Genomic DNA, 10,428 nt, shown 5'->3' with positions numbered 1-10,428 from the left:
GTCTGACCCCTCTGACCGTTCCATCCCGACGCGACGAGGAATCAGACCATGCTGGTCATCTCCATCATCTCGACCAAGGGCGGCGTCGGCAAAACGACGACCGCCGCCAACCTGGGCGGCTTCGCCGCCGACGCCGGCCTGCGCGTGCTGCTGATCGACCTGGACGTGCAGCCCACGCTGTCCAGCTACTACCCACTCGCGCACCAGGCGCCCGCCGGCATCTACGAGTTGCTTGCGTTCAACGAGCGCGACCCGGACAAGCTACTGTCGCACACGCACATTGACCGGCTCGACGTGGTGCTGTCCAACGACGACAAGGGCCAGTTGAACACGCTGCTGCTGCACGCACCCGATGGACGCCTGCGGCTTCGGCATCTGCTCCCGGCCTTCCAGTCCAGCTACGACCTGGTGCTGCTCGACACCCAGGGCGCACGCAGCGCGCTGCTGGAGATGGCCGTGCTCGCCTCGAACCTGGCGCTGTCGCCGGTGACGCCGGAGATCCTCGCGGCCCGCGAACTGCGCCGCGGCACCTTGCAGTTGATCGAGGACATCGCGCCGTTCCGCCACCTGGGCATCGAACCGCCGCCGCTGCATCTGCTGATCAACCGCGTGCCGCCGGTCTCAGCCAATGCTCGCCTCATCCAGCAGGCGCTGCGGCAGATATTCGCGGATCGCAGCGACGTGCGCGTGCTGAACACCGCCATCCCGGCCATCGAAGCCTACCCGCGTGCGGCAACGCAGGGCCTCCCAGTCCATCGCGTCGAAGGCCGGCGGCCGAGCGGACGCAGCGCACCGGCCGCGCTGGAGTCGATCCGCATGCTCGCCAGCGAACTGTTTCCGCAATGGCGGGACCTGTTCGATCAGGTCGGTGTGAAAGCCGCCAAGGAGACCGCCCATGTCCAGCGCACATGAGTTGTCCCGCGGGCACAAGCAACTGCGCGGCCTGATCGAGTTCGCGCTCCGGCAAGGCTGGGAGGTCGTGCGCACACCGGGCGGCCATCTCAAGTTCACCAAGCCGGGCCTGCCGCCGATCTACACCGGCTCCACCGCCAGCGACTACCGGGCCGAGCGCAATGCCCGCGCCCAGTTGCGGCGGGCGGTCCGGCACGCCAGCGCATCGGGAGGGGAACGTCATGGCTGACCTGACGCCCGACGACATGGCCGCCAAGTTGCTTGCCAGCGGCTTCCAGCGCCAGAGTCCCGCCGCGCAGGCGTTGAGCGATCCCATCGCCGATACCCCGATGGTGGTCACGCTCGACGAGCTGAGGCCTTACGAACTCGACCCGCGGCTGACGCGCAACCCGCTTTACGACGAGATCAAGGCCTCGATCCGCGAGCGCGGCCTGGACGCGCCGCCGCCGATCACCCGGCGGCCAGGTGCCGACCACTACATCATCCGCAACGGCGGCAACACCCGACTGGCGATTCTGCGCGAGCTGTGGTCGGAGACGAAGGACGAGCGGTTCTTCCGCATCTCGTGCCTGTTCCGGCCTTGGCCCGAGCGTGGCGAGATTGTCGCGCTGACCGGCCACCTGGCCGAGAACGAACTGCACGGCGGCCTGACCTTCATCGAACGCGCCTTGGGCGTGGAGAAAGCCCGCGAATTGTACGAACAGGAGAGCGGCAAGCCGCCGTCACAGTCCGAACTGGCCCGTCGCCTGGCCGCCGACGGCTACCCGGTCCAGCAGTCCCACATCAGCCGGATGCAGGACACCGTGCGCTACCTGCTGCCGGCGATCCCGAACGTGCTCTACGGCGGGCTGGGCCGGCATCAGGTCGAACGGCTGGCCGTGCTGCGCAAAGCGGCGGAGTTCGCCTGGGAAACGCGCGTGCACGGCCGGCACCTGAACGTCGATTTCGACACGCTGTTCCATGAGGTCCTGGCGCAGTTCGACGCGCAGCCGGAGAACTTCTCGCCCCAGCGCGTACAGGACGAGCTGATCGGGCAGATGGCCGAACTGCTCGGCGCGGACTACAACGCCCTGGAACTGGACATCGACAACATCGAGAACCGTCAGCGGGCGGTGAACAGTCCGCCCAGCCTGCCGGCCGAACCTTCGGCGCCGCCCACGGTGCCCGCATCCGCGCCCGCCCCACCTGCAGCATCGCCGCGGCCTGCCGCCGACACGTCGGAAACTGCTACGCCGTCCTCACGCACGGCGACGACGCAGAAACCGGCCACCCCGGCACCGGCCGCAGCACCGCCTGCGAAAGCCGAAGACGAAGATGCGGACGCGGCGAATGAACGGCTGCAAGGTCACATCGTTTCCCCGGCGGCCAGTACCGATCGCCTCCAGGCCATCCAGCAACTGGTCGCCGAGCACACGGGCGAGGCCTTGCCGGATTTCGCGGACAACGTGCTGCGTGCGATTCCGGTCCAGGTCGGCGGGCTGTTTCCGATCACCGACGTCTGGTACATCGAACCGGGGCTGGACAGTCCCGACCGGCTGCGCATCCACATCGGGCAGTTCGCCCGCGAGATCGCCGACGAGGCCGAGTTGGCCGATTGCATCGCGCCGAGCGATGCCGGGATCGGCTTCCGGTGTTCGGCGGCGCTGCCCGCCACCCACATCGCGCCGGCGTTTGGCAGCGCCGTACTGGCGCTGCTGCACGCACTGAGCGAGGACGAGACCGACAGCGCGCCAGCCCATCGCGCCAGGCACGATCCCTCTAGCTGGAACACGCTGGGCGTGCTGCTGCAAGGCGCTCGTCCCGGCCATCCCATCACGATTCCCCGATTGAGCGACAACGGGCTGGTCAAGCTCTTTCGCTTGTTGCGGCTGGCTCGCCGCCTTTTGGAACTGGAAGCAGGTACGCGCGATGTAACCGAGGATTGAACCGACGGGAGGCCATCCATGTCCGCACCCCACCCACTGAACCAAGCCGTCGTCGCGCAGGCGCTGCATGACCTGCGCAACGGCCAGTTGCGCCGATGCCTGGCCATGGGATTCGGCGAGCGCGAATTGGACGTGCTGAAGCAGCCGGCGCTGGTGGCACTGCTGGCCAACGCGCGGGTGCCGTGGTGCTCGGTGAAAGTGGATCGGGACATGCTCTGGCGGCTGGTCAGCCAGATGCGCGACATCGAACAGGAGATCACTTCGGTCGACCGGATGCTCAGGCTCGGCGCCAGCACCGAGATGGTCAGCAAGTTCTATGGCCTCACGCATCAGGAAGTGGCGCTGCGCCGCGAAATACTCGGCTTGCCCAAGCGCAAAGGCCGTCATCCCGTGCTGAGCGAGGAACAGGAAACCACCCTCTGGCATCGCTGGAAGCCCGCCATCACCGCACGCGGCATCGCGCTGAACGATGAAACCGCCATGCTCGGGCTGACGATGGAACTGGCCGAATCGCTGTCCCTGCCCATGTCGGTGATCTGGGCCGCGATACAGGGCTGGATCGAACAGAAGCTGGTGTAGGCCATGACGATGCCCAGTCCAGGCTCGCCAGGTCCAATGCCGCTTTCGGCGCTGCTCGACGGTGCGCTTCAGCATCTGGAGGCGTCCAGTCGTGCCGCGGCCAGCCCCCCGCAGCCGCAGGACGGCTTTCTGTTCTCCGGCAACCGCCACGAGGCCGTGCCGCGGGCGCTGTTCTTCGACCGGCGGTTGACGCCCTTGGAGCGCAACGCCTGGCAGGTCTGCCGCCTCATGCTTAACGACGATGGCCTCACCGCCTGGCCGACCTACGAGCAGTTGCGCCCCTGGCTCACCTCGATGCCGTGCGCCCCGAAGGCCTCCCACGAGACCGTCGCGCGGGCGCTGACGGTGCTGCGACTCACGCGCTGGCTCAGCCTGGCTCGGCGCCGGCGCGACCCCAAGACCGGCCGCATCCTCGGCAACCTCTACGTGCTGCACGACGAGCCGCTGAGCCCTTTCGAGGCCATGCAGTTGGACCCTGCTTACCTGGAACTGGTCAGCCAGGCGCTGACCCATGCCAGCAAGGCCATCCAGCGTGTGGGCCAGCAGGCATTGCGGGAGTTGGCCGACGACCCGCTGTTGAGCGGGCGCCAGTTGCCGACGCGGCTCCAGGTGCTCGCCCAGCGTCTGGCCCACACGCATCCGACCCTCACGGACACTTATCCACAGGATGAGGAGGATCACGATTCCGAAGAAGGCAGCGAACGCCTTCTTCGGAACGCAGAACCGCCTTCTTCGGATTCCGAAGCAGGCGAAAAACCCGGCAAATCCACCCCTCTTCGGAATCCGAAGCAGGACCGTACTGAAGTACTGAGTAGTCGTATAAAAGAAGTACGTACAGTACCGCGTGCGCGAGAACTCAACGGCCTGCGACTGCCCGAGCGCTTCCAGTCCTTGAAGGACGAGCAGCAGGCCGGGGCGCTGGTGGCGCTGCAACAGGTCGAGAACGATCAACGCCAGGCCGTCCTCGACGAGTGGGCCGCCCGCTGCCGCGGCAGCACGGTGCGCAACCCCGCCGGCTACCTGTTCGGCATCATTCAGCGGGCGATCCGCGGCGAGTTCAAGGCCTGGGCCGGACCGACCGACACCGCCAGCACCCGTCCACGGACCAATCCCGGCCCGGCGCCACCTGCACCGAGGGCGGCCAGTCCCGAGCAAATCCAGGCCCATCTGGCCCACCTGCGCGCCATCCTGGACAAGCCCTGAGCAGCAGACGTCCTTGGCTTTCCATGGCGCTATCCCCAGGGGATAGTTGCAACAGGGAGCCTTCCCAGTCCGGCCCCGGCGGGAAAGGGGCCGAACTTGAGCTATGCGCGAACTGTGCGTAAAATGTGCATGAAACCACTCTCCATTGAGGAGTAGCGCCATGTCCGCCGTCTTCGCTGATGTGCTCGAATCGACCCGTGAACCCGGTACGTCGCGGTTCTCGGCATCGGGCATCGCCGCCGTTCTCGACCTGCAACAGCAGGATCTGGCCACGCTTGCGGGCGTTCACCGCAACACCCTGCGGACGCACCCGGAATCGCCCCGTCTGCAAGCCGCGTTGCGCGACCTGGTGCGAGTGCTGTCGGCCGCGACGGCGATACAGCCGGACCAGCAGCGTGCCATCTTCCTGATCAAGAACGAGCCCATTCCCGCGTTCCGCCACAAGACGCTGCTGCAACTGATCCAGGAGGGCCGGACGGAAGATGCGATCGGCTACCTGGAATCGATCAGCTCCGGCTTCGTCGGATGATCCTCGTCGATCTGCCTCCCGACGCCACGCTGTTCCGGGCGCATACCCCGCAATGGGCCAGCCGGCCCACCAGCGGCGCGGGTGCCGCCACCCGCGGCGGACGCTTCAATCGCGAGGGCGTGGAAGCCCTGTACCTGTCGCTGGACGAACTGACGGCACTGCGCGAATACCAGCAGACCTCGCCCTTCCTGCCTCCCTGCACGATGTGCTCGTACACCGCGACGCTGAGCAACCTGGTCGATCTGCGCCAGCTCCATCACGGCGAACCATGGGACGAACTGTGGCATGACTGGCGCGAGGACTGGCGCCACCTGAAGCTGGAACTGCACATCGAGCCGCCGACCTGGGTGCTCGCCGACATGGTGCTCGCCCATGGCTACACCGGCATCCTCTTTCCGAGCCTGGCGCATGAGGGAGGAACCAACGTCGTGGTCTATGCAGACCAGCTCAAGGACGGCAATTCGGTGGCCGTGAACGACCCGGACGGGCGACTTCCCCGCGACCAATCCAGTTGGGTGCGCTGATCCACGTCCCGAATCGGTCCATGCACTGACCGAGTGGATGTCCTTGGCCTTCCATAGCGCTATCCCCAGGGGATAGTTGCAACACACAGCCTTCCGCTTCTCCCCAAACCGGCGTCCTGTCCGTGCGGTTTGTTGACTGACGGCCTTCCGGCCCGTCCCGATGCTGGCGACTCGCTCACCACCTTGCGAGTCGCCTCCATGCCTACCAACGAATCCCTGCAACTGAACCTCGGGTCGCTGCGCAGCGCGATGTCGCTGACGTTGCACACGCATCATGCCTCCCGCATCTGGCACGGCCGCGCCGCCGCAGAAGGACGGCCCGGCATCATCGGCCTGAACGGCTATCTCTCGATCATGAGCAAGCTGCGGCGCGGCGCCGAGCAGGACGACCCGTACAGCGACTGGTGGATGCTGCGCATCGAGGACAAGCTGGAGCAGACCAAGACCAGCCTGCAATCGTTGCGCGAACAGGTGGAACAGGTGCTGGCGAACGTGCCGCCCGCGTTGTCGCTCGGCGAAAACATGAACGTGCAGCCGGTCAAGCTGCCGCTGTTCGTGAACGCGCAGTTGGGCTTCATGGCCGTCTACCTCTTGGCAGACTACGACGACCTGGCGCGCAAGCTCATCCTCGCCCACCACACGGCGCTGATCGATCGCAGCACGCTGGAACGCTGGCTCAACGAAGGCGCGCACGCGCTGCGCAGCCTGTTCTCGCTGGCCCAGCAGTATCGCTACTCCGGCTGCACGCGCGACGATTTCGCGGCCAAGAACGCCGCGGCGCGGGCGGCCGTCGAGAAGTACGGCGAACTGCCGCAGGACGTGCTCGAAGGCACGAAGCGTTCCCGCTATGCGCCGCCCATCGTCCGGCGTTCGCCGCTGGCCTCGGCCCCCGGAGGGCGGGCCAGCCGCGAGGAGGACGAGCCGGCTCTGGACGATGAGATCCCGCCGACTGCGGCAGCGGGCGATGCCGAGGGTGAGCCGGAATGAGCGCCAGCCCCGCGCGTCGATTCGCACCATTGGAACAGGCGGACTTCCTGACGCTGGAACACGCAGCCTTCCTAAAAGGCCTTTTACGCCCTTTTCCTTTTAAGGGTAAGGGGAGCCTGGAGGACTGGGCCAGCCAATGCCACGCGCTGCGCGACGACCTGATCGCCCTGGCGCAGCGGCGCGTGCTGGCGCAGGCCACCGACTACCCGTTCCGCCTGCTGCCCGTGCATCTGGCCCAGCAGACCACGGGCGCAGGCACGACCTTTCTGCGCTGGCGCAGACCCGACCGTTCGGCGATGGGCGTGGCGCTGTGGCAGTCGCTGATCGCCAGCCCTTCCACGCCCGACCACCTGATCGGCGACCTCTACGCGATGGAGGTCCAGCGCATCGTGCTGAACATGCAGGTCAGCCTCACCCACAGCATCGCCCGCCAGGCGCTGGAGGCCGCCGAGAAGGTCGCCCAGGCCGAAGCGGTATACCAACGGCGCAGCCGCGCCAACCACTCCCAGGAGAAGCATCGATGAGCACCCATTTCAGTGGCGAGGGCAATATCGGCTCTGCGCCGGAATACCGCGAATTCCCCAGCGGCAACGACGAACCCCGCAGGCTGCTGCGCCTGAACGTCTACTTCGACAACCCGATCCCGAAGAAGGATGGCGAGTACGAGGACCGCGGCGGCTTCTGGGCGCCGGTCGAACTCTGGCATCCCGACGCGGAGCGCTGGGCCAATCTCTACCAGAAGGGCATGCGCATCCTGGTCGAGGGGCGCACCGTGCGCGACGAGTGGGAGGATGCCGACAAGAACGAGCGCGTCACCTTCAAGATCGAGGCCCGCCGCGTGGGCATCCTGCCGTACCGCCTCGAAGCGGTGACGCTCAGCCCCAAGCCTGCCACCTGATCGCCGCCTCTGCGAGGGCGGCTGCGGCAACCCGCCGTCGCCCTCCATGCGCCAGTAGACCTCAGTGGAGCTATCCCCGGGGGATAGCTCCACCAACGTCCACCGAGTTCCACGCGCTCTCCCGATACAGCGCTCCCGCCGAACAAACCGCAGCTTTGCCGTCCGGCTGCTGCGGCACGCGCCGCCTCATCGCCCAACAAATCGGTGGCCGCGCCATGCGGCTTCTTTGCGGTGTCGCCGGCTCATCCCGGACACGCTGCTGCTCATCCGATGAACAGCACGTTTCCGAGGAGGCCGAATGCGCGTGGTTCTCTGCGAGAAGCCCTCTCAGGGCAAAGACATTGCCCGCGTGCTGGGCGCGAACCAGCGGGGCAATGGCTGCTACACCGGCACGGGCCTCAGCGTCACCTGGGGCATCGGCCACCTGATCGAAACCGCACCGCCGGAAGCCTACGGCGAGCAATACAAGCGATGGGCACTGGAGCCGCTGCCCATCGTTCCACAGCGCTGGCAGGTCGAGGTCAAGCCCAAGACTGCCGCGCAATTCAAGGTCGTCAAGCAATGGCTGGCGCAGGCCACCGAGCTGGTCATCGCCACCGATGCCGACCGCGAAGGCGAGATGATCGCCCGCGAACTGATCGACTACTGCGGCTACCGCGGCCCCATCCAACGGCTCTGGCTCTCGGCGCTCAACGATGCGTCGATCCGCAAGGCGCTCGGCTCGCTCAAACCTTCGTCGGAGACCTTGCCGCTGTACCACTCGGCGCTCGCCCGCTCGCGTGCCGACTGGTTGATCGGGATGAACCTCAGCCGCCTGTTCACCGTACTGGGTCGGCAGGCCGGCTACGACGGCGTGCTCTCGGTCGGCCGTGTGCAGACCCCGACGCTGAAGCTGGTGGTCGACCGCGACCGCGAGATCGCACGTTTCGTCTCCGTGCCGTTCTGGGCGATCGGGGCCGCACTGTCCGCGGGTGGCGCCTCCTTCATTGCCCACTGGCTGCCGCCGCAGGGCTGCACCGACGATGCCGGCCGCTGCCTGCAGCAGCCCGTCGCGCAGCAGGCCGTCGAACGTATCCGCGCCGCCGGCACCGCTCAGGTGATCGGCGTCGAGACCGAGCGTGTGCGCGAAGGCCCGCCGCTGCCGTTCGACTTGGGTACGCTGCAAGAGGTCTGCTCCCGGCAGTTGGGCCTGGATGTGCAGGACACACTCGACATCGCGCAGGCGTTGTACGAAACGCACAAGGCGACGACGTACCCGCGCTCGGATTCGGGCTACCTGCCCGAAAGCATGTTCGCCGAGGTGCCGACCGTCATCGACAGCCTCATCAAGACCGATCCTACCCTGCGCCCACTGGTCGCCCAGCTTGATCGCAACCAGCGCTCGCGGGCCTGGAACGACGCCAAGGTCACGGCGCACCACGGCATCATCCCGACGCTGGAGCCGGCCAATCTGTCCGCCATGAGCGAGAAGGAACTGGCCGTCTACACGCTGATCCGTGCGCACTACCTGGCGCAGTTCCTCCCGCACCATGAGTTCGATCGCACCACGGCGCGGTTCGCCTGCGGCGGCCAGAACCTGGAAGCCGTCGGCAAGCAGGTTGTCGTGCCAGGCTGGCGCCTGGTGCTGGCGGCACCGGAACCTGCCGACGAGGACGGCGACGCCGGGGCTCGCAGCCAGGTGCTGCCGCCGCTGCGCGACGGACTGACCTGCCAGGTCGGCCTGGTCGATCTGAAGGCGCTCAAGACCCTGCCACCCAGGCCATACACGCAGGGCGAACTCGTGAAGGCGATGAAAGGCGTCGCCAAGCTGGTCACCGATCCGCGCCTGAAGCAGAAGCTGAAGGACACCACCGGCATCGGCACGGAAGCCACCCGCGCCAACATCATCAAGGGCTTGCTCGACCGTGGCTACCTGATCAAGAAAGGCCGTGCCGTGCGTGCCTCCGACGCTGCCTTCACCCTCATCGACGCCGTGCCGCCGGCCATCACCGATCCCGGTACGACCGCGATCTGGGAGCAGGCGCTGGACATGATCGAAGCTGGCCAGATGACGCTGGACGCCTTCGTCGAGAAGCAATCGGCCTGGGTCGCGCAACTCGTGCAGCAGTACCGCAACATCACCTTGTCCATCAAACTGCCGCAGGGGCCGGTCTGCCCGCTGTGCGGTGCCGCCACGCGTCAGCGCACGGGCAAGAGCGGTGCGTTCTGGTCATGCACCCGGTATCCGGATTGCACGGGAACGGTGGCCATCGAATCCAGTCCGCGACGCCGCGCCAACAGCGGCACCCGCGGCACAGCACGCAAGACGCGCCGCTCGTCCACGTAGTCGCCACACCCAACCCCATCGCATCGGCCGCGACCGATGCGCAGGCCTCGCGCCCCGCGAGGCACCCAGCACGCTCAAACCTTCTGCGACGTGTGCACGTCCGCACCGGCGGTTCCTGCCGGCGCGGCGAGAAGGTGCACTGGTCACCGCCCGCATCCGTGGGCGTTCTGTTCGGCGTGTTTCCGTTCTCCCGGTCGGTCTCCCGGCGGCTTGCAGCGCGCGCCGCCGGGAGACCCCCGGGGGGAGCGGTAGTCGATGCCGGTGCCTGCCGGCGAAACAACAGGCTCCTTTTGTGCGCGGATGCGTGCCGAAGGATTTCGGCCCCAACCACGACACGGGCCGGGTGCGATCGCTGATGCAGCGACAGGCTCTACCGACGGCCACGTCCTGCGACAGCCCACGGGTGGTTTCTTCCTAGCCAGCCGAAGACCCATGCGGTCTTCGGCGCCTTTCTCCTGCCTTTCCGTCACCCCGAACAGGAGAACCCCCATGCACCCTCGACACCCCCCAGCTTTGCGGTGCGGCAGCGTGTGCCGCGGGGTCGC

The 10,428-nt window shown here is 67.1% G+C and carries 11 protein-coding genes; all 11 read left to right on the top strand.

Annotated elements, in window-relative coordinates; translation table 11 throughout:
- The first annotated feature begins 48 nt into the window (after window positions 1-48).
- The 11 genes from IRZ12_RS11630 (at window position 49) to IRZ12_RS11580 (ending at window position 9,883) form a co-directional block, all read left to right on the top strand.
- Window positions 49-912, top strand: coding sequence for a ParA family protein (locus tag IRZ12_RS11630; protein ID WP_296468550.1), 864 nt, complete (start codon window positions 49-51; stop codon window positions 910-912).
- Window positions 896-1,141: a hypothetical protein gene (locus IRZ12_RS11625; RefSeq protein ID WP_073664143.1), complete on the top strand. Its 246-nt coding sequence runs from the start codon at window positions 896-898 to the stop codon at window positions 1,139-1,141. The genes IRZ12_RS11630 and IRZ12_RS11625 overlap by 17 nt, the downstream gene beginning before the upstream one ends.
- Window positions 1,134-2,837 (top strand): ParB family protein, encoded by a 1,704-nt coding sequence (locus IRZ12_RS11620; protein WP_296468547.1) that lies wholly within the window; start codon window positions 1,134-1,136, stop codon window positions 2,835-2,837. The genes IRZ12_RS11625 and IRZ12_RS11620 overlap by 8 nt, the downstream gene beginning before the upstream one ends.
- 18 nt (window positions 2,838-2,855) lie before the next feature.
- On the top strand, window positions 2,856-3,416 hold the full coding sequence (locus IRZ12_RS11615) for a DUF2857 domain-containing protein (RefSeq protein ID WP_073664145.1): 561 nt from the start codon (window positions 2,856-2,858) through the stop codon (window positions 3,414-3,416).
- A gap of 9 nt (window positions 3,417-3,425) precedes the next feature.
- A complete protein-coding gene (locus tag IRZ12_RS11610) occupies window positions 3,426-4,619 on the top strand; it encodes an STY4528 family pathogenicity island replication protein (protein WP_073664231.1) in 1,194 nt (397 codons plus the stop codon).
- A 160-nt stretch (window positions 4,620-4,779) separates the two neighbouring features.
- A complete protein-coding gene (locus tag IRZ12_RS11605; RefSeq protein WP_073664146.1) occupies window positions 4,780-5,148 on the top strand; it encodes a DNA-binding protein in 369 nt (122 codons plus the stop codon).
- Entirely contained in the window at window positions 5,145-5,672 is a 528-nt protein-coding gene (locus IRZ12_RS11600; RefSeq protein WP_073664147.1) for an RES family NAD+ phosphorylase, read from the top strand. Before IRZ12_RS11605 ends, IRZ12_RS11600 begins: the two co-directional genes overlap by 4 nt.
- Window positions 5,673-5,870: 198 nt before the next feature.
- The gene (locus IRZ12_RS11595; protein ID WP_073664148.1) at window positions 5,871-6,659 is read left to right on the top strand and encodes a PFL_4669 family integrating conjugative element protein; all 789 of its coding nucleotides are present in this window, start codon (window positions 5,871-5,873) and stop codon (window positions 6,657-6,659) included.
- A complete protein-coding gene (locus IRZ12_RS11590; RefSeq protein ID WP_073664149.1) occupies window positions 6,656-7,183 on the top strand; it encodes a DUF3158 family protein in 528 nt (175 codons plus the stop codon). The genes IRZ12_RS11595 and IRZ12_RS11590 overlap by 4 nt, the downstream gene beginning before the upstream one ends.
- Window positions 7,180-7,557 carry a single-stranded DNA-binding protein gene (locus IRZ12_RS11585; RefSeq protein WP_296468540.1) on the top strand — a complete coding sequence of 126 codons (378 nt, stop codon included), beginning with the start codon at window positions 7,180-7,182 and terminating at the stop codon, window positions 7,555-7,557. Before IRZ12_RS11590 ends, IRZ12_RS11585 begins: the two co-directional genes overlap by 4 nt.
- A 298-nt stretch (window positions 7,558-7,855) precedes the next feature.
- Window positions 7,856-9,883 carry a DNA topoisomerase III gene (locus IRZ12_RS11580; RefSeq protein ID WP_296468538.1) on the top strand — a complete coding sequence of 676 codons (2,028 nt, stop codon included), beginning with the start codon at window positions 7,856-7,858 and terminating at the stop codon, window positions 9,881-9,883.
- Window positions 9,884-10,428: the final 545 nt, after the last annotated feature.

Origin of the sequence: Pigmentiphaga sp., assembly GCF_019689535.1 — a bacterium.
Classification (GTDB): domain Bacteria; phylum Pseudomonadota; class Gammaproteobacteria; order Burkholderiales; family Burkholderiaceae_B; genus Pigmentiphaga.
This window is presented reverse-complemented; position numbering and strand designations above follow the sequence as displayed.

Excerpts from the sequence above, each read along its gene's own strand:
- IRZ12_RS11630 (WP_296468550.1), top strand. The coding sequence starts at position 49 with ATGCTGGTCATCTCCATCATCTCGACCAAGGGCGGCGTCGGCAAAACG.
- IRZ12_RS11625 (WP_073664143.1), top strand. The coding sequence starts at position 896 with ATGTCCAGCGCACATGAGTTGTCCCGCGGGCACAAGCAACTGCGCGGC.
- IRZ12_RS11620 (WP_296468547.1), top strand. The coding sequence starts at position 1,134 with ATGGCTGACCTGACGCCCGACGACATGGCCGCCAAGTTGCTTGCCAGC.
- IRZ12_RS11615 (WP_073664145.1), top strand. The coding sequence starts at position 2,856 with ATGTCCGCACCCCACCCACTGAACCAAGCCGTCGTCGCGCAGGCGCTG.
- IRZ12_RS11610 (WP_073664231.1), top strand. The coding sequence starts at position 3,426 with ATGCCCAGTCCAGGCTCGCCAGGTCCAATGCCGCTTTCGGCGCTGCTC.
- IRZ12_RS11605 (WP_073664146.1), top strand. The coding sequence starts at position 4,780 with ATGTCCGCCGTCTTCGCTGATGTGCTCGAATCGACCCGTGAACCCGGT.
- IRZ12_RS11600 (WP_073664147.1), top strand. The coding sequence starts at position 5,145 with ATGATCCTCGTCGATCTGCCTCCCGACGCCACGCTGTTCCGGGCGCAT.
- IRZ12_RS11595 (WP_073664148.1), top strand. The coding sequence starts at position 5,871 with ATGCCTACCAACGAATCCCTGCAACTGAACCTCGGGTCGCTGCGCAGC.
- IRZ12_RS11590 (WP_073664149.1), top strand. The coding sequence starts at position 6,656 with ATGAGCGCCAGCCCCGCGCGTCGATTCGCACCATTGGAACAGGCGGAC.
- IRZ12_RS11585 (WP_296468540.1), top strand. The coding sequence starts at position 7,180 with ATGAGCACCCATTTCAGTGGCGAGGGCAATATCGGCTCTGCGCCGGAA.
- IRZ12_RS11580 (WP_296468538.1), top strand. The coding sequence starts at position 7,856 with ATGCGCGTGGTTCTCTGCGAGAAGCCCTCTCAGGGCAAAGACATTGCC.